Source organism: Knoellia remsis (assembly GCF_003002895.1).
Lineage (GTDB): Bacteria > Actinomycetota > Actinomycetes > Actinomycetales > Dermatophilaceae > Knoellia > Knoellia remsis.
Window position 1 is genome coordinate 74162 of the sequence record NZ_PVTI01000015.1, and the last position, 16732, is coordinate 90893.

Annotated in this window: 16 protein-coding genes; 3 read left to right on the forward strand and 13 right to left on the reverse strand. The window is 73.1% G+C overall.

The features are described 5' to 3' along the window. Positions 1 to 32: 32 nt before the first annotated feature. From BCF74_RS10275 to BCF74_RS10290, 4 genes are read right to left on the reverse strand one after another with little or no spacing between them, the layout of a single operon-like run. Positions 33 to 887, reverse strand: a complete 855-nt coding sequence (locus BCF74_RS10275; protein ID WP_106297866.1) for a triose-phosphate isomerase — start codon at positions 885 to 887, stop codon at positions 33 to 35. After that, entirely contained in the window at positions 884 to 1381 is a 498-nt protein-coding gene (locus tag BCF74_RS10280) for a ribose-5-phosphate isomerase (RefSeq protein ID WP_170070210.1), read from the reverse strand. The genes BCF74_RS10275 and BCF74_RS10280 overlap by 4 nt, the downstream gene beginning before the upstream one ends. Next, on the reverse strand, positions 1378 to 3171 hold the full coding sequence (locus BCF74_RS10285) for a dihydroxyacetone kinase family protein (RefSeq protein WP_106297867.1): 1794 nt from the start codon (positions 3169 to 3171) through the stop codon (positions 1378 to 1380). Before BCF74_RS10285 ends, BCF74_RS10280 begins: the two co-directional genes overlap by 4 nt. Then, on the reverse strand, positions 3168 to 4109 hold the full coding sequence (locus tag BCF74_RS10290; protein ID WP_106297868.1) for a sugar phosphate isomerase/epimerase family protein: 942 nt from the start codon (positions 4107 to 4109) through the stop codon (positions 3168 to 3170). The genes BCF74_RS10285 and BCF74_RS10290 overlap by 4 nt, the downstream gene beginning before the upstream one ends. Before the next feature lie 108 nt (positions 4110 to 4217). Here BCF74_RS10290 and BCF74_RS10295 point away from each other — a divergent pair, with 108 nt between their 5' ends. Together BCF74_RS10295 and BCF74_RS10300 are read left to right on the forward strand one after the other, a co-directional pair. Beyond that, on the forward strand, positions 4218 to 4994 hold the full coding sequence (locus BCF74_RS10295) for a GntR family transcriptional regulator (protein WP_218279242.1): 777 nt from the start codon (positions 4218 to 4220) through the stop codon (positions 4992 to 4994). 112 nt (positions 4995 to 5106) lie between these two features. Next, positions 5107 to 6108, forward strand: coding sequence for a 4-hydroxythreonine-4-phosphate dehydrogenase PdxA (locus BCF74_RS10300; protein ID WP_106297869.1), 1002 nt, complete (start codon positions 5107 to 5109; stop codon positions 6106 to 6108). A gap of 108 nt (positions 6109 to 6216) precedes the next feature. Here BCF74_RS10300 and BCF74_RS10305 read toward each other — a convergent pair whose 3' ends face one another. Genes BCF74_RS10305 through BCF74_RS10340 form a run of 8 tightly spaced genes read right to left on the reverse strand, consistent with a single transcriptional unit; the run spans position 6217 to position 14237 of the window. Continuing rightward, positions 6217 to 7671 (reverse strand): proton-conducting transporter transmembrane domain-containing protein, encoded by a 1455-nt coding sequence (locus tag BCF74_RS10305; protein ID WP_106297870.1) that lies wholly within the window; start codon positions 7669 to 7671, stop codon positions 6217 to 6219. After that, positions 7668 to 9206 (reverse strand): complex I subunit 4 family protein, encoded by a 1539-nt coding sequence (locus BCF74_RS10310; RefSeq protein WP_106297871.1) that lies wholly within the window; start codon positions 9204 to 9206, stop codon positions 7668 to 7670. Before BCF74_RS10310 ends, BCF74_RS10305 begins: the two co-directional genes overlap by 4 nt. Next, on the reverse strand, positions 9197 to 11092 hold the full coding sequence (locus tag BCF74_RS10315; RefSeq protein ID WP_106297872.1) for an NADH-quinone oxidoreductase subunit 5 family protein: 1896 nt from the start codon (positions 11090 to 11092) through the stop codon (positions 9197 to 9199). The genes BCF74_RS10310 and BCF74_RS10315 overlap by 10 nt, the downstream gene beginning before the upstream one ends. Beyond that, positions 11089 to 11424: an NADH-quinone oxidoreductase subunit NuoK gene (nuoK, locus tag BCF74_RS10320; protein ID WP_106297873.1), complete on the reverse strand. Its 336-nt coding sequence runs from the start codon at positions 11422 to 11424 to the stop codon at positions 11089 to 11091. The genes BCF74_RS10315 and nuoK overlap by 4 nt, the downstream gene beginning before the upstream one ends. Beyond that, positions 11421 to 12071, reverse strand: a complete 651-nt coding sequence (locus tag BCF74_RS10325) for an NADH-quinone oxidoreductase subunit J family protein (RefSeq protein WP_106297874.1) — start codon at positions 12069 to 12071, stop codon at positions 11421 to 11423. Before BCF74_RS10325 ends, nuoK begins: the two co-directional genes overlap by 4 nt. Further along, complete coding sequence (locus BCF74_RS10330) at positions 12068 to 12760, reverse strand: NuoI/complex I 23 kDa subunit family protein (protein ID WP_106297875.1); 693 nt, start codon at positions 12758 to 12760, stop codon at positions 12068 to 12070. Before BCF74_RS10330 ends, BCF74_RS10325 begins: the two co-directional genes overlap by 4 nt. Further along, entirely contained in the window at positions 12757 to 13713 is a 957-nt protein-coding gene (locus tag BCF74_RS10335; protein ID WP_106297876.1) for a complex I subunit 1/NuoH family protein, read from the reverse strand. The genes BCF74_RS10330 and BCF74_RS10335 overlap by 4 nt, the downstream gene beginning before the upstream one ends. Beyond that, the gene (locus BCF74_RS10340; protein WP_106297885.1) at positions 13710 to 14237 is read right to left on the reverse strand and encodes an NADH-quinone oxidoreductase subunit C; all 528 of its coding nucleotides are present in this window, start codon (positions 14235 to 14237) and stop codon (positions 13710 to 13712) included. Before BCF74_RS10340 ends, BCF74_RS10335 begins: the two co-directional genes overlap by 4 nt. 34 nt (positions 14238 to 14271) lie before the next feature. Between BCF74_RS10340 and BCF74_RS10345 the strand changes: the two genes are divergently transcribed. Continuing rightward, positions 14272 to 15330: an aminotransferase class V-fold PLP-dependent enzyme gene (locus BCF74_RS10345; RefSeq protein WP_106297877.1), complete on the forward strand. Its 1059-nt coding sequence runs from the start codon at positions 14272 to 14274 to the stop codon at positions 15328 to 15330. Between the two features lie 113 nt (positions 15331 to 15443). Here BCF74_RS10345 and BCF74_RS10350 read toward each other — a convergent pair whose 3' ends face one another. Next, on the reverse strand, positions 15444 to 16499 hold the full coding sequence (locus tag BCF74_RS10350) for an SGNH/GDSL hydrolase family protein (RefSeq protein ID WP_106297878.1): 1056 nt from the start codon (positions 16497 to 16499) through the stop codon (positions 15444 to 15446). Between the last annotated feature and the right edge of the window lie 233 nt (positions 16500 to 16732).

Here is a 16732-nt window from a genome sequence, read left to right on the forward strand (position 1 = left end):
CCGATTGGTGGAACCAGTGTTCCGGTGGGGTTTCAGGGAGAGGTGGCGACGTATGCCGGCCGGTCACCCGGGCGGGCCTGCGCCGCCGTGGAGGCGGTGTCGAGGATGGACAGGAAGCCGTCGAGCTCCCACGCACCCCGGCCGACGAAGAGCCCGTCGACGTCGGGGAGCGCGAGGAGCCCGGCAGCGTTGGCGGGGGTGACCGAACCGCCGTAGAGGAGGGCGGTGACGTCGTCGCCGCCGCGGGACCGCAGGGCCGAGAGCACGTCGGCGAGCTCCTCGGGTCGGGGCTCGCGCCCCTGCTCACCGATGGCCCAAACGGGCTCGTAGGCCACGAGAAGGGCTGGGGCAGAGCCGGATTCGCCGTCGTCGCCCACGACCCGGGACCGCCCGTCGCGGAACCCGTCGAGGGCCGCGTCGAGCTGACGCCGGGTCACGTCGACGGCCTGCCCGGCGTCGCGCTCGGCCTGGGTCTCGCCGACACACACGAGCGGCACGAGGCCGTGGCGGACGGTCGCGGCCGTCTTGGCCCGGACAGTCTCGTCGATCTCGCCGAAATGGGCACGGCGCTCGGAGTGTCCGATCTCGACGAGCTGGGCGCCGAGCTCGGCGACCTGCGGAACCGACACCTCACCCGTCCACGCGCCGTCGTCCTCCCAGTGGGCGTTCTGCACGCCGAGGACGACCTGGTCGCGCTCACCACCGAGCGCCTCATCCACCGTTGTGAGCGCCGTGAGCGGCGGGATGACGAACGGCTGGACCCCCGGCCACACCCGGCCGGACCCGGCGCGACGGGAGACGACCTCGGCAGCCAGCCCCGCGGCATACGTGCGCGCGGCGTCCAGCCCCTTGGTCATCTTCCAGCTCGTGCCGACCCAGAGCGTCATCCGCGCTCCTCGTAGGACTCGATGGCGGCCACCTTGGCGGCCGAGGCCGACTCGGGGTCGAAGGCGTAGCCGACCCACTCGCGGGCAAGGCGACGGGCGAGCTCGAGGCCGATGACCCGCTCACCCATGCCGAGCACCTGCGCATTGTTCGAGAGGATCGCGCGCTCGACGGAGAATGAGTCGTGCGCGGTGACGGCGCGCACGCCGGGCACCTTGTTCGCGGCGATGGCGACGCCGAGACCGGTGCCGCACACGAGGAGGGCGCGGTCGACGGTGCCGTCGGCGACGAGCCGGGCAGCCCGGACAGCAACGTGCGGGTATGCCGTGTCCTCGTCGTCGCTGCCCGCCGTCACGCCGACGTCGACGACCTCGGCGACGCGGTCGTCACCCTCGAGGTCCGCGCGCAAGACGTCCTTGTAGGAGACGCCGGCTTCGTCGGCGCCGACGGCGATGCGCAGCGGGCGGGGAGTGGTCTCGTCGGTCGTCTCGGTCACGATGACGCTCCTTCAGGGTCAGTGGTGGCAGGGGTGGAAGTCGTTGTCGCTGTGGGCGATTCACCAACTGCGCCCTCTGCCGGCCAGGCGGAGGTGGCGGTCTGCGCCACAAGGGCGAACGAGACGGCACCGGCGTCGGGGGTGCCGAGGCTGGCGTCGCCATGGGTGCGGGCGCGGCCGGCGTGGGCCACCAGGTCGGCGGTGGCGTCGGCGGCACGGCGGGCGGCGTCGACGGCCGACTCGAGTGCGGTACGCAGGTCCGCACCGTCTGCGACGCGGTCTGTCAGCTCCTGCGCGAAAGGCTGCGCGGCGTCGACCATCGTCTTGTCGCCGATGCTGGCGCCGCCGAGACGCGTGACGGCGTCGACGCCGGCCTGCACGGCCTCGGCGACGTCCGTGTCGGTGGGCGCGGTGTCGTCACCGAGTCGGGCGGCGGCCGCGGCGAGGGCTCCGCCCCAGAGGGCACCCGAGGTGCCGCCGGCGTCCTCGGACCAGGCGAGTCCGGCGGCGGCGAGGGTCGCACCGAGGCCGGCTCCGGCACCGGCTGCCTGCTCCCCCGCCCGCGCGGCTGCAGCCGTCCCGCGGCTCATGCCGATGCCGTGGTCCCCGTCGCCGGCGACGGCGTCGATCTCGCCGAGGCGACCGGCCTCGTCCGCGACCGCGTCGCGCACGGAGGCGAGGACGAGCGCGAGCTGCTGTGCGGCATACGCGGACTCCGGCGACCCGGCCCGAGCGGGAGGTGCGCTGACCCCCTCCTCGTCGACGACGCGACGCGGTGCGGCCTCGGCGCCGAGGCTCCCCCGGCGGAAGGCGGGAGTGTCGGCGGGGGCGAGCCAGAGCCGCTCGAGCTCGTCGTCGAGGAAGGTCACGGTGAGCGAGACGCCAGCCATGTCGAGGCTCGTGACGAGCTCGCCGACCTCGGGGGCGACCGGGGTGAGGCCGGCGTCGGCGAGGCGCTGCGCGAGCCGTCGGTAGAGGACGAAGAGCTCCTCGTGGGTCGTCGAGCCGAGGCCGTTGACGAGGACGGCGACGCGCCCACTCGGGCGCTCGTCGCCGACGTCGGCGAGGATGCGCTCGAGCATGAGGTCGGCCAGTTCGTCCGCGGAGACGAGATCGGTCTCGCCGAGGCCTTGCTCGCCGTGGATCCCGAGACCGAGCCCCATGCGCCCGTCCGCGACGGTGAAGAGCGGCTCGGTGGCGCCGGGCAGCGTGCAGCCGGTGAAGGCGACGCCGAAGGAGCGGGTGCGCTCGTCCGCGCGGCGACCGACCTCCTCGACGGCGTCGAGGTCCATGCCCTCGGCGGCCGCGGCCGCGAGGCACTTGAAGACGACGAGGTCACCGGCGACGCCGCGCCGGGTGCGGGACTGCTCGGGCGGGGCCGAGGCGACGTCGTCGGCGACGGTGAGGATGCGCACGTCGTGGCCCTCGGAGCGCAGGATCTCGGCGGCCTGGCCGAAGTGGAGGACGTCACCGGCGTAGTTGCCGAAGCCGAGGACGATGCCGCCGCCGGTCTGCGCGGCACGAGCAACCGAGGCGACGTGCGTCGCTGGCGGTGAGGCGAACGTGTTGCCGCACGCCGCGGCATGGGCGAAGCCGCGGCCGACCCAGCCGGCGAAGGCCGGGTAGTGACCGGAGCCGCCGCCGAGGACGACGCAGACCTCGCCCTCGGGTGAGGCCGTGGCCCGGACCGCGCCGCCCGTCACGGCGACGAGGTGGTCGGGGTATGCCGCGGCGAGACCTTCGACGGCCTCGCGGGCGAAGGCGTCGGCGTCGTTGTGCGCGAACGTCATCGGGCCACCTCCTGCTTCGTCGCGATGAGGTCGCGCAGGTAGCGGCGGTTCGTGGCCGAGACGCTGAGTCCGTCGCCGCCGTAGTGCTCGGTGCAGATCGGACCGGAGAAGCCGGCCGCGAGGGCGAGCTCGATCGCGCGGCGGTAGTCCACGACCCCGAGCTCGAGCGGAGCCGGGAAGGAGAGGTAGGCGCCGGTCGCCGGGTCGTGGGCGCGGAAGTAGTTCTTGACGTGCCAGTAGTTCGCGCGCGGCAGGGTCTTCTCGAGGATCTCGAGCCAGGGCTCGACGGGACGGTGCAGGCGGACGATGTTGCCGACGTCGGGGTTGAGGCCGACGTTGTCGAGGCCGATGGAGTCGAGCAGGCGTAGGGACGAGTCGGCGGTGCCGAGGAAGGTGTCCTCGTAGAGCTCGAGCGACAGGTCGACACCGTTGGCCGCGGCGGCGCGGCCGACCTCGCGGAAGCGCTCGACGGCCAGGTCGAAGGCGGAGTCGTCGTCGAGCGGGTCGGCGTCGCCCGGCTCGGTCCAGAACCATTCGGCGGCCTGCTGCTTCGGGAGCAGCGGACGGTGAAGTCCGAGGCAGACGACGGGAGCCCCGATGGCGGCGGCCGCCTCGACGGTGCGCAGTGCGTAGGCGAGGTTGTCGTCGCCGACGCGCGGGTCGATGACGCTGCGACGCACGACCGAGATCGCAGTGATCCCGAGCCGGGCGTCGGTGATGGTGCGGGCCAGCTCGTCACGGCCGGCGGCGTCGAGGTCCCCGGGGCGCAGCCACGAGTCGGTGATGTCGACGTGGCCGAAGCCGGCGTTGCGGACCTCGGTGAAGATCCGGGACCAGTGCTCCGGCCCGGCGTCCTGGACGCTGGCGCCGTCCGCGGTGGTCCCGGGGAACTGGATGAGCGCCGCCCCGATGGGCCAGTCCTGCGCTGTCCACGCCACGAGTCGACTCCCTTGTCTGCTGGTGCCAGCCCGCCGGTGGGCTGATTCGTAGATCCTATAGTATCTATGATCATGATGTTGTAAACCCCTTCGCTACTCTGTGCCGCAATGACCGAGGACTCCGTGACCACCGACACCGGCTCGCCCCGATCCGCCCTCCGCACCGCGATGCGGCCCACAGCGGACGCGCTGCCGGTGGAGCGGCGCGCGCTGCGCGATGGGGTCCACGACTCGATCCTCGAGCTGCTCCTCGAGGGCGACGTCCAGCCCGGGCAGAGCCTGAGCATCGACGGTCTCGCCCGGCAGCTGGGCGTCTCCCCCACGCCCGTGCGCGAGGCGATGGTCCAGCTCGAGCACACCGGACTCGTCACCCGTGCCGCCCTCAAGGGGTACCGCGTCGCGCCCCCGCTCACGCGGGAGCGCATGGCGGAGCTCGTCGACGCCCGTACCGTCCTCGAGCTGGCTGCAGTGCGTGGCGCAGTTCCGTTGTCCGACAACGCGATTCTGCACCTCAAAGCCGCTCATGCCGACCACGTCGTCGCCGCCTCCGAGGTCAAGGAGGCCCAGGCCGACACCGGCGAGGACGGTGCCGCCTGGGCCGCCCTGCGCCGCTACTACGACGCGGACTGGGCCTTCCACCGCACCTTCTTCGAACACTGCCACAACACCTACCTGCTGCAGCTCGCCGAGTCGCTGTCACCGCAGGTGCACCGCATGCGCCAGTCGGCCGGGCACGGCGTCACCGACGTCGACCTGGCTGTGGCCGAGCACGCGGCCATCCTGCGGGCTGCCGTCACCGGCGACGCCGACGCGACCGAGGAGACGATGCGCGCTCATCTGGGCGGGGTCCGCCAGCGCTCGCTCGCCGAGTCCGAGGACGCCTGACGCAGCGTCGGCCGCACCGCCACGACGGCCCGCCGGGGCTGACGGACCCTTGACAACGTCCCGGCGAAGGCAGAATCCTATAGGAAACGTACCGGCATACCTTGGGAGCCTCATGTCCGCCACCACCTTGCCCCGCATCGCCCTCACGCTCGGCGACCCCGCCGGCATCGGCCCGGAGCTCGCCTGCCGGCTCCTCGCCGAGCCCGCCAACCTCGCCCGCGCGCAGGTCCTCGTCCTCGCCGAGGCCGACGAGTTCGCCGCGGCGTGCGCCGAGGCCGGGGTCGAGGTCCCCGTCGAGGACGAGCCGGGCGCCGGTCACGTGACCCTCGTCGGTGCCGGTGGGCCGACGACCCCGGTCGAGCGGCAGAAGGTGAGCAAGGCCGCCGGCGCGCGGGTCATGGGTGACCTCGAGAAGGCGCTGCGCCTCTACGAGGAGGGCCGCGTGGACTCCATCATGTTCACGCCGCTCAACAAGGCCTCACTGCACCTCGCCGGGATGAACGAGGAGGACGAGCTGCGCTGGTTCGCCAAGCAGCTCGGCCACGAGGGGGTCACCTCCGAGCTGAACTTCGTGCCCGGCCTCGTCACGTCGCGCGTCACCTCGCACATCCCGCTCTCCGGCGTGGCCCAGCGGATCAACGCCACCTCGGTCCTCGATGCCATCCGGCTCCTCGACGACGTCCTCAAGGGCTCCGGCATCGAGTCGCCGCGCCTCGCGGTCTGCGCGCTCAACCCGCACGCCGGCGAGAACGGCCAGTTCGGTCGCGAGGAGATCGAGCACATCGCACCGGGCGTGAAGCTCGCCCAGGTCGAGGGCATCGAAGCCAGCGGCCCCTACCCCTGCGACACGATCTTCATCAGCGCCAAGGCCGGTGACTACGACGGCGTCGTGACGATGTACCACGACCAGGGCCAGATCGCGATGAAGCTCATGGGCTTCGACCGGGGGGTGACCGTCCAGGGCGGCCTGCCCGTGCCGATCTGCACGCCGGCCCACGGCACCGCCTTCGAGCTCGTCGGCACCGGCAAGGCCAACCTCGGCCCGAGCCAGAACGCGTTCGACCTCGCCGTGTCACTCGGCTCCCGCGTCGCCGCCGAGCGCCAGCCCGCCTGACCACCTGCGCTCTCCAAGACTGCCTGCCAACGGCACACGCCGGGTCGCGTGCCCTACCGTCCAATTGGGTGAGATCGGGACGGGGCGGCCGAGTCGGGACGGGCCCGCTCAGGCGAGGGGGCCGAGCAGAAGCTGGGGCAGGACGCTGAGGACGACGATGACGGCGGTCCCGACCACCGCCACGGCGACGCTCGCCCGTCGCCGCCGGGGCCGAACCGGTGCGCTCGCGTCGTCGGGGCGGCCGAAGAGCACCGCGAACCAGCGGACGTACACGGCGATCCCGAGCACCGCCGCGATGACGGCGACGACCGCGACCGGCCACAGCCCGGCGGCGACCGGTGGCCCGAGGGCAACGACCTTGGCGACGAGCCCGATGACACCAGGCGGCAGACCCGCGAGGACGAGGAGCGCCAGTGCGAGCGTCCCGCCCGCGACCGGGTCGCGCCGGAGGATCCCTCGGTATGCCGTGAGGTCGCGGTGGTCCTCCACGCGCGGTCCGTGCGTGGCTCGGACCGCAGCGAAGGCGACGAGCGCGGCCACGGCATACACGATCGTGTAGGCGACCGCCGCGCCACGGCCGGCGGCAGAGAGGGCGGTGAGCGGCAGGACGACCCAGCCGGCCTGCGCGACGGTCGACCACGCGAGGAGCCGCACGACCTCGGTCTGGCGCAGCGCCATGACCGTGCCGACGAGCATCGACGCGACGGTGAGTCCGACGAGGACGCTGACGAGGGCGTGCGGGCCGGGGTTCGCCCCGACGACCGACTCCCACGGGGCGAGGACGACGACGAGTGCGCCGACCGCGGCGAGCTTGCTCGCCGAAGCGAGGAGCGCGGCGACCGGCAGCGGCCCCGCGGTCAGGGTGGGCGGGGTCCAGGCGTGGAACGGGACGGCGGAGAGCTTGAACGCCAGCCCGGCGACGAGGACGACGGCGGCGAGCGTCAGCACCGGTCGCCGCTCGGGCGCGGCCCAGGCCGCGGCGAGCGACTCGCCCGTGAGGGTCGGGTCGCCGGTGCCGAGGACCCACAGCGCGGCACCGAGGACCAGCAGCCCGAAGGACACCAGCGACGTCGTCAGCAGGGTGAGCGCGCCGTGCGTCGCGGCCCGACGGTCCCGCCACGCGACGAGCGCGATGACCGGCAGGGTGGCGAGCTCGAGGGTGACGAGCCACGTCCCGAGGTCACGCGAGGCGACGACGGCCGTGCCGCCCGCGGCCGACGCGAGCAACAGGGTGAGGTCGACGACGCCGACGCGTCGCACCGACACGAGCGCCAGGACCGCGAGGGTGGCGAGAAGGATCCCTGCCTGGAGGGTGCTCGGCAGCGGGCCACCGTCCCAGAGGCACCGGCCGTCCGGGGCTGCCGTGCACAGCGTCAGCCGCTCGTCCGCGGCGAGGATCCCGGGCACCGCCGTCGCGGCGCCGGCCGCCAGGCCGAGGGCGGCGACCACAGCCATGACCCGACGCGCCCCCGGCACCGCTGCGTCGACGAGCAGGACGAGCAGCATGGCCGCGGCGGGCAGCAGCGCGGGCAGCAGGAGAACCCAGTCGATGGCGAGGGTCATCGGGATCCTCCCAGCAGGGCGGCGGCCGCGTCGGCGGTCACGGAGAGGACGATCATCGGCACGAGGCCGAGGGCGACGGTTGCGACACCCAGGACGGAGAGGACGGCGAGCTCGGCACCCCGGGTGTCCGGAGTGGCTGCACGGGCGCTGGCCAGCTCGGCCTCCGGAACCGCATCACCGACCCACACGATGCGCGCGACACGGAGTGCGTAGGCCGCCGCCAGCGCCGCCCCGACCGCCGCCACGACGACGCACGCGCGCAGGAGGCCGGTGTGCTCGGCGGCGCTCCACGCCCCGACGAGCGCGAGGAACTCTCCCCAGAAGACCGCGAGACCGGGCAGTCCGAGGGCTGCCGCGAGGCCGAGGACCAGGGCGAAGCCGAGGCGCGGCGCGACCTCGCGCAGCGCGGGCCGGATGACGTCGAGGTCGACCGAACCCCACCGGTGCTTGAGCCCGCCGACGACGACGAAGAGCAGGGCCGACACGATGCCGTGCGCGATGTTGCCGATGAGCGCGGCCTGCAGACCGAGCTCGGTGCCGGACGCCAGGCCGAGGACGACGAACCCCATGTGCGCCACCGATGAGAAGGCGATGAGCCGCTTGAGGTCGCGCTCGACGAGGCAGATGAGCCCGCCCCAGATGATGCCGACGACCCCGGCGACCGCGAGGACCGGAGCGATGCGGGCGAAACCGTCCGGCACCGACGCGATGGGCAGCCGCACGAGACCGTAGGTGCCGAGCTTGAGCAGGACGGCCGCGAGGAGCACCGAGCCGGCCGTGGGAGCCGTCGTGTGCGCGGCGGGGAGCCAGGTGTGCAGCGGGAAGACCGGCACCTTGACCGCGAGCCCGAGGGTGAGCAGGACGGCGGCGAGGGTCTGTGTGCCGATGTCGAGACCGGCTGCGGCAGAGGGCAGCTCGTCGAGGGCGGCCGTACCGGTGCGCGTCACGAGGACGAGGATGCCGACGAGCATGAGCGTCGATCCGACAGCGGTGTAGAGGATGAACCGAGCGGACGCATCGGCCCGCTTCGCCGCGCTGTGCGGGTCGCCGTAGCGTCCGATGAGCACCCACATCGGGACGAGGACGACCTCGAAGGCGATGAAGAAGAGCAGCGCGTCGCGGGCTGCGAAGACCGCCAGCGCCCCGGTGACGACGAGAAGCAGACAGCCCAGATACGTTGCGGCACTGCCTCTTTCGCTGATCCGGCCTGTCCCGTCGGGTGTGCTCTTAGCCTCGTCGAGCCACGGCTGCTCGACCCAGGCGTGCACGACGACGAGCACCCCGATGACCGCGGTGAGCACGACGAGCGGCGCGCTGATGCCGTCGATGTCGAGGTGCCAGCGGACCCCGAGGCTCGGGATCCACGCCCGGTCGACGTCCGGACGCGTCACGGAGGCCCAGACCGCGACCGCTCCTCCCACGCACGCCGCCACGAGCGCGGCGACACGCGCGGTCGCCGGCGCCAGCGCACGCCCGCCGGTGACGAGCCACAGCCCGACCGCCCCGGGGACCAGGAGCATGAGGATCAGCGCCACGTGAGCACCGCCGTCCCCGCCGCGACCAGGAGCCCAACGGCGACGAGAGCCACGCCACCCGAGGCGGCCTCGCGCCGGTGTCCCCGGGCGGTGAGCCAGCCGGCGATCCCCGCCGACGCGGCCGCGCCGCGCACGTAGCCGTCGACGACCTCGCGGTCGAGGAAGGCGACGACGCGGGCGAGCCCGAGAACCGGGCGGGCGACGAGCGCGCGGTATGCCGTGTCGACGCCGAGTCCGCGGTCCGCCAGCTCGCGCTGCCGCGCCGTCCGGACGAACGCGTCCCGCGGGTCGCCCGACCCGCGGGCCAGCCAGGCGAGGCCGCCGCCGATGACGATGAGCAGCGTCGTGAGCAGCATCCACACCACGGAGGCCCGCTCGAGCTCGAACAGCCCGGTGATCATGACCAGCCCGCCGACGACGGTGAGCACCGTGAGGACGGCGAGCGCGACGAGGACGGGAGCGGACGGCATACGCGCCGCTGCGGAGGCCTCGGGAAGCGGGTCGGGAGCGTCGACGACGAGGTGCGCACGCATCGCATACGCGGCGGTGAGGACGACGGTCACGAGGAGTGCGGCGAGGACGATGACACCGGGACCGCCCGCGCCGACGGCGCCCTCGTAGGCAGTGACGATGACGTGCTCCTTGGACAGTCCGCCGACGACGAACGGTGCGCCCGCGAGGGCGAGCAGACCGAAGAGCCACCCCACCCGAGCGAGCTGGTGGGCGTTGCCGCTGCCGCGCAGCCGGGACGCGAGGGTCGAGCCCGCAACGACGGACAGCCAGCCGATGGTGAGGAAGAGCAGCGACTTGAAGATCGCGTGCGACCAGAGGTGGAACAGGCCGGGGTCCGGGCCGACGTCGGCGGGGGCGGTCGCGAGCGCCGAGAGCATGATCGCGACCTGGCTCACCGTCGACCACGCGAGGAGGCGCTTGAGGTCCGACTGGCCGAGGGCGAGGACCGCGGCTCCCACCATGGTGATCGCGGTCGCGACGCCGAGGAGCCAACGCGCACCGTCGGCGACGACGAGGACGTCGAAGAGCTGCGCGAGGACGACCGTGCCGGCGGCGACCATGGTGGCGGCGTGGATGAGTGCGGAGGCCGGGGTCGGGCCTTCCATCGCGTCGGGAAGCCAGTCCTGGAACGGGATCTGCGCGGACTTGCCTAGGACGCCGATGACGACGAGCGAGACGAGCAGCGAGCGCAGCCACGGCTCGGGGGCGGCGCAGGCGCCGACGACCTGGGTGGCCGAGTCGGCGCAGTCCGCCGCGGTTCCCGACCAGAACGCCACGACGGCGTCCAGCCCGGTCGAGCCGGCACCCGCGACGAGACCGACGATGCCGAGGACGAAGCCGATGTCCGCGACGCGGGTCACGAGGAAGGCCTTGTATGCCGCGCGCCGCGCCGACTCCTTGCGCGACCAGTGGCCGATGAGGAGGTAGGAGCACCAGCCCATGACCTCCCACCCGATGAGGGTGAGGACGAGGTCGCGGGCGTGGACGACGAGCATCATCGCCGCGGTGAACAGCGAGACCGTCGCGGCGAACTCGGCGAGCCGGTCGTCGTCGGCGAGGTACCACTGGGTGAAGACGAGGACCGCGCACGCGACGAGCGCGACGACGGCGGCCACGGCCGCGGTGGCCGGACCGGTGCCGAGCTGCAGTGACAGGTCGAGGCCACCGACGGCATACAGGTCCCCGAGGATCGAGGACGCCTCGTCGCTGGTGGGTGCGACGACGAGCCCGACGAGCGCCACGACGAGGCTCACCACGGCGACGAGGGAGGCGATGGCCGCGGCAGTGCGTGGGGTGCGGCGGAGCGCGAGGGTGACGACGGATGCGAGCGCGGGCAGGCCGACGAGGGTGGACGCGAGGGTCAGCGGGCTCATCCGTCGACCCCCGGGCCATCGGCCTCGTCGGCACCGGGCGTCGGTGCGTCGAGGTCGATGGAGCCGCCGTGCCGGAACACCGCGAGGATGACGGCCAGTGCGACGACGACCTCGGCTGCGGCGATGGTGATGACGAAGAGCGGCAGGACGCTGGAGGCCTCCCATCGTGACGGTGACGCGGCACCCGACGTGACGAGGAGCAGCAACGCACCGGAGAGGATGAGCTCGACGCCGATGAGGAGCAGGACGGCGTTGCGGCGGGCGAGGACGCCCATGACGCCGATCCCGACGAGGAGCGCGGCGACGACGTAGGGCCCGACGAGGTGGATCACTGCGCGTCCCCCGGGTTCGGCTCGCCGCGAGCGTCTCGATCCGCGGGAGGTCCGGCGAATCGAGGCATCGCCCGCGAATCGACTGTGCCCGCCTGGCCCGGCTGGCCCGGCTGGCCCGCTCCGTCCACCCTCTCGACCTGGTTGTGACGCCCCCGCGAGACGGCCAGCGCCGCGACGAGCGCCGCGAGCAGCAGCACCGACAGCGCCTCGAACGGCCACACCCACGTCCCGAAGAGCTCGGTGGCAACCGCCTGCGTGCTCGTGTCGCGTCGCGCCACCGCAGCGCCACCGAACCCCCCGGCGAGCGGCACGAGCGCGGCGAGCAGCAGCGCCGCCGTGGCCGCCCCCGCCAGCGCCGCCCCGACGCGGCGCCACGCCGGCACGGCATGGGTGCGGTCCGGTCCGATCGGCGCGCGGGTGAGCATGAGCGCGAAGAGGACGAGGACGACGATCGCGCCGATGTAGATGAGCACGAGGACGAGCGCGACGAGCTCGTGGCCGAGGACGAGGACGCAGCCGGCCACCCCGAGGAGCGCCACGACGAGCCAGAGCGCGGCGTGGACGACCTGCCGCGTCGTCACCGCGAGCAGCCCTCCCGCGACCGCGACCAGTCCGCACGCCGCGAAGGCGAGATCGAGTGAGGTCATGTCGGGCGCTCCCGGGGCGCCCGAGGCTCTCGCGGCGTCCGAGGCTCCCGGGGTGCGCGGGTCTCGCGTGCAGCACCCGGCTCACGGGGAGCGCGCGCTGCGCGCGGCGGCTTGTTCGCCGCCGTCACCTCGGCCGGCTCGGCCGCCCGCTCGTCGAGAGCCGGCGGTGGCGGCACCGTCTCCATCCAGCCACCCAGCCGGTCCTTCTCGTGCAGCAGGTCGCGGATGTCGGTCTCGGCGTACTCGAACTGCGGGCTCCAGAAGAGCGCGTCGAACGGGCACACCTCGATGCAGATCCCGCAGTACATGCACAGCGAGAAGTCGATCGCGAACCGGTCGAGGACGTTGCGCTGCCGGTCGCGTCCGCCCTCCGTCGTTGCCGGGATCGTCTCCTTGTGCGAGTCGATGTAGATGCACCAGTCCGGGCACTCGCGCGCGCACAGCATGCAGCTCGTGCAGTTCTCCTCGAGGAGCGCGATGACCCCGCGACTGCGCGGCGGCAGGTCGGGTGCGACGTCGGGGTACTCGTGCGTGTGCGTCCGCTGCGTCGCGGTCTTGGCGGTCGTCGCGAGGCCCTTGAGTATGCCGGGCAGCAGGCCGCCGCTCTTGCTTGCCTTCTCGTTGCTCGCCTTCTCGGCGCGCGCCGTCTCGCGGGGAGCCTCGTGCTTGGGCTCGTGACGTTCGGTCATCGGGTCATCACCACGCCGATTCCGGTGAGCGCCAGCTGGACCAGCGCGACGGGCAGGAGGACGAGCCAGGCGAGCCGCTGCAGCTGGTCCTCGCGCATCCGCGGCCAGGCGACGCGGAACCAGATGACGAGGACGGCCACGGCGAACCCCTTGAGCAGGGTCCACAGCCACCCGAGCGCCTCGTCGAACGGGCCACGCCACCCACCCAGCCACAGCACCGCGAAGAGCAAAGAGAAGACGACGATGCCGGCATACTCCGCGAGCAGGAAGAACGCGAACCGCAGCCCGGAGTACTCCGTCCACGGACCCATGACGAGCTCGGCGTCGGCGATCGGCATGTCGAACGGCGGGCGCTGCAGCTCCGCGAGCGCCGCGACGAGGAAGACGAGCGCCCCGGGCAGCTGCCAGATCAGCCACCAGGGGCTCCATGCCTCGACGACGCCGGTGAGGCTCAGGGTGCCGGCGGCGAGGCAGGCGGACGCGACGGCGAGGACGAGCGGGAGCTCGTAGGAGACGAGCTGGGCGGCCGAGCGCAGGGCGCCGAGGAGGGCGTACTTGTTGGCGCTGGCCCACCCGGCCATGAGAGTGCCGAGGGCCCCGACACTCGCGACCGCGAGGACGAGGACGGCGCTGCCCGGGACGTCGACGGCGACGACGTCGCGCTGCAGCGGCAGCGCCGCGAGCGCAAGGAGGTACGGGATGAGCGCGACGAACGGCGCGACGCGGAAGACCCACCGGTCCGCGGCGCGCGGGGTGATGTCCTCCTTCTGCGCGAACTTCACCCCGTCGGCGACGAGCTGGGCCCACCCGTGGAACCCACCGGCATACATCGGACCGAGCCGGCCCTGCATGTGCGCCATGAGCTTGTGCTCGGCCTGCCCGACGAGCAGCGGCAGGACCAGGAAGGCGCCGAGCACGGCCACCGACCGCAGCGCGATCTCGAGCGCGGTCATCGCGGCCCCCAGTCGGAGCCGGGCACGCCGGGCGCCTGGACCCGGCGGCGCGACGGCGACTTCGCGGAGTCGTGGCCCTCGCCGGGTTCCTTGCCGCCGGGCCGCGGCTTGCTCGCGCGGGCGGCGAGGACGAATGACTTGCGCAGCGGCGCCCCCTCGAAGCCGTCGGGGAGCAGCAGCGGCCGCAGCCCCGCCCCGGACCCGTCATCGAACCCCTCGAAGGCGACCCCGAACATCTCGTGTGTCTCGCGCTCGTGCCACGCGGCTCCGGCATAGACGTCGGTGACGGAGGCGATCACCTCACCCTCCGGCAGCCGCGTCGTGAGCCGTATGCCGCGCAGCGGCGCCATGTCGTGGGAGACGTCGAGGGCCCGCAGGACGATGTCGAAGCCCGGGGCGTCGTCCTCGTGGGTGCGGTCGACGGCGCTGAGCCAGTCGAAGAAGCTGTAGCCGGTGGCCCGGGCTGCGGAGACGGCCTCGTGCCACTCGGGCAGCGAGACGTCGTGCAGCTCATCGGTGCTCACGGTCGGCAGCGTACCCACTGGCTAGGGTCGGAGCATGAGACCGGGCGCGTGGCCGTGGGCCAGTCACTTCGAGGCACACGGACCGTACTTCGCGACGGCGACCGCGGGCCTGCCACCGCGTGTGACGAGCGACGCCATGGACGCCGTACTGCGGCGGTGGCGCGCCGGTCGGGTCCAGGGACCGGACTTCGACGCGGACGTGGAGCGCGCCCGCCGGGCCTATGCCCGGCTCGTGGGGGTGGACGCGGGCACCGTCGCGATCGGCCACCAGGTGTCACCCCTGGTCTCGCTCGTCGCGGCGAGCCTGCCGGCCGACAGCGAGGTCCTCGTCGCCGAGGGCGAGTTCACCAGTGTCACGGGCCCCTTCACGGCGCAGGCGAGCCCGCACCTGCGGGTCGTCGAGGCGCCGCTCGAGACGCTCGCGGCCGCTGTCACGGATCGCACGGCCCTCGTCGCGGTGTCCGCGGTGCAGTCCGCCGACGGGTCGCGCGTCGACCTCGACGCCGTCGAGTCCGCTGCGGCCAGGCACGGCGCGGACGTCCTCGTGGACCTCACGCAGGCCGTCGGTTGGCTGCCCGTGGACGCGGGGCGGTTCGCCTACACCGTGTGCGGTGCCTACAAATGGCTGCTCTCGCCCCGCGGAACCGCGTTCCTCACCGTCCGCCCCGACCGTCTCGGCACGCTCGTGCCTGCCCACGCCGGGTGGTATGCCGGTGCCTCGCCGTGGGAGGCGATCTACGGCCTGCCGCTGCGACTGGCGGACGACGCGCGCCGGTTCGACGTCTCACCGGCGTGGTTCTCGTGGGTGGGCACGGCCACATCCGTGGAGTTCCTCACCGGGATCGGCGTCGAGGACCTGCACGCGCACGCGGTGGCGGTCGAGGCGGCGTTCGCCGAGGCCGCCGGACTGGCACCGGGCGGCGGAGCCATCCGGTCGGTCCGGGCCGACGATGAGGCGGCCTCACTCATGGCCGAGGCCGGTGCGGTGGCGAGTGTGCGGGCCGGCCGGCTCCGCCTCGCGTTCCACGTCAACAACACCGAGGACGAGGGAGCGGCCCTGGGTCGCCTGCTGCGTGGCCATGTGACGGACTGACGCCGTGGCGCCCACCCCGGGTCACCGCCCGCCGTACTGCCCGTTCGGGCGCCACCACCTGCGGCGCACCCGCGCTGGAACGACCCAAACGGGCAATACGTCGGTGGCGGGCGTCAGCGGGCTTGGCGCTGCGACCACACCCGGTCGGCGGCGTCGATGCTCGCGCGCGACGACAGGTCGACCCCGGCGCGGGCGGCCGCGGCCTTGACCTCGGGCGTCGTGAGGTCCGGCAGACGGAACTCCTTCGGCTCTATCGAGGCGTCGCGGGCGGCATACTGCCGCTGCTGCGTGGCGAGGCGGTCGGCGGACGCGGCGGCCTTGCGCATCGTGGCCGCGTCGACGGCGAGGGTGGTGCTCGTCAGCGGCGTGCTCACGACGGGCGTGTAGCCGTCCCGGTGACCGGCGACGTTGGGGTGGTAGCTCTCGCTCACCGGGTCGGACAGTCCGTTGATCCACTCGGGGCTGTCACAGACCGCGTGCCCGATGAAGCGCGACGTCGGGTTCGCGAACGAGAAGCCGCGGGCCGAAGCCTGCGCCGACGTCTTGCTGTTGAGCAGGTCCGCGGTCTGGTTGAGCCGGGTCTGCTCGTCCGGGGAGAACCAGGTGAAGGCGTTGCAGTCCTCGCCCATGAAGATGCGCGGGTAGCCGACGACGACGACCTTCGCGTTGGGCGCCTTGGCGCGGATCTGCCCGTACAGCGTCGACAGCTGCCCCGGGAGGGTGGTGTTGATGTAGTTCTGCGCGCCGTCGATGGCGCCGTTGCAGTCGCTCGCCCAGCCCGGCATCGCGCACTCGGTGAGCACGTCGGCGAAGCCGGCATCGTTGCCGCCGACCGAGATCGTGACCTTGACCGTCGTCGAGGAGAGGGCGCTGAGCTGGGTGTTCGTCACGTCGGGGATGCGCGCACCGGAGCAGGCTCGGAAGTTGAGCGTGTAGCCCTTGGCCGCGGCGATGAGCGAGGGGTAGGCGTAGGTCGAGCGCTGGCACGAGGTGCCGTCGTTGATGTAGGTGCGCGTCCCGGTGCCGGACGAGTAGGAGTCGCCGAGGGCGACGTACGAGGTGGCCGCCTGGCTGGGGGCGGCGGCGAGGACGGCGCCGGCCGCGGCGATGGCGGCTGTGGCCGCGAGGGCGCGCCCGAGGGTGCGGCGCAGGGGGTGACGCGGTGACATGGGAACTCCCGAGGTCGAGGGCTGGTGCTCCGCAACCTAGGACCGTCGCGGGGGCTCACGGCGGGCCGGCCGCAGACCTTTGCCGACCCTTTGCCAAGTCCTTACCAGCCTCCCGAGGCGTCGTATGCCGCCCGCTCACGTCGCGTATGCCGGCCGCTCACCTCCCGTCCCGAACTCACCCAATTGGACGCTTGTGGACACGCCCACCCGTCCCGAACTCACCCAATTGGACG

Coding starts and splice junctions, on each gene's coding strand:
- BCF74_RS10350 (WP_106297878.1), bottom strand. CDS start 16,499: ATGTCACCGCGTCACCCCCTGCGCCGCACCCTCGGGCGCGCCCTCGCG.
- BCF74_RS10300 (WP_106297869.1), top strand. CDS start 5,107: ATGTCCGCCACCACCTTGCCCCGCATCGCCCTCACGCTCGGCGACCCC.
- BCF74_RS10335 (WP_106297876.1), bottom strand. CDS start 13,713: ATGACCGCGCTCGAGATCGCGCTGCGGTCGGTGGCCGTGCTCGGCGCC.
- BCF74_RS10305 (WP_106297870.1), bottom strand. CDS start 7,671: ATGACCCTCGCCATCGACTGGGTTCTCCTGCTGCCCGCGCTGCTGCCC.
- BCF74_RS10325 (WP_106297874.1), bottom strand. CDS start 12,071: ATGACCTCACTCGATCTCGCCTTCGCGGCGTGCGGACTGGTCGCGGTC.
- BCF74_RS10285 (WP_106297867.1), bottom strand. CDS start 3,171: ATGACGTTCGCGCACAACGACGCCGACGCCTTCGCCCGCGAGGCCGTC.
- BCF74_RS10345 (WP_106297877.1), top strand. CDS start 14,272: ATGAGACCGGGCGCGTGGCCGTGGGCCAGTCACTTCGAGGCACACGGA.
- BCF74_RS10315 (WP_106297872.1), bottom strand. CDS start 11,092: ATGAGCCCGCTGACCCTCGCGTCCACCCTCGTCGGCCTGCCCGCGCTC.
- BCF74_RS10330 (WP_106297875.1), bottom strand. CDS start 12,760: ATGACCGAACGTCACGAGCCCAAGCACGAGGCTCCCCGCGAGACGGCG.
- BCF74_RS10275 (WP_106297866.1), bottom strand. CDS start 887: ATGACGCTCTGGGTCGGCACGAGCTGGAAGATGACCAAGGGGCTGGAC.
- BCF74_RS10295 (WP_218279242.1), top strand. CDS start 4,218: ATGACCGAGGACTCCGTGACCACCGACACCGGCTCGCCCCGATCCGCC.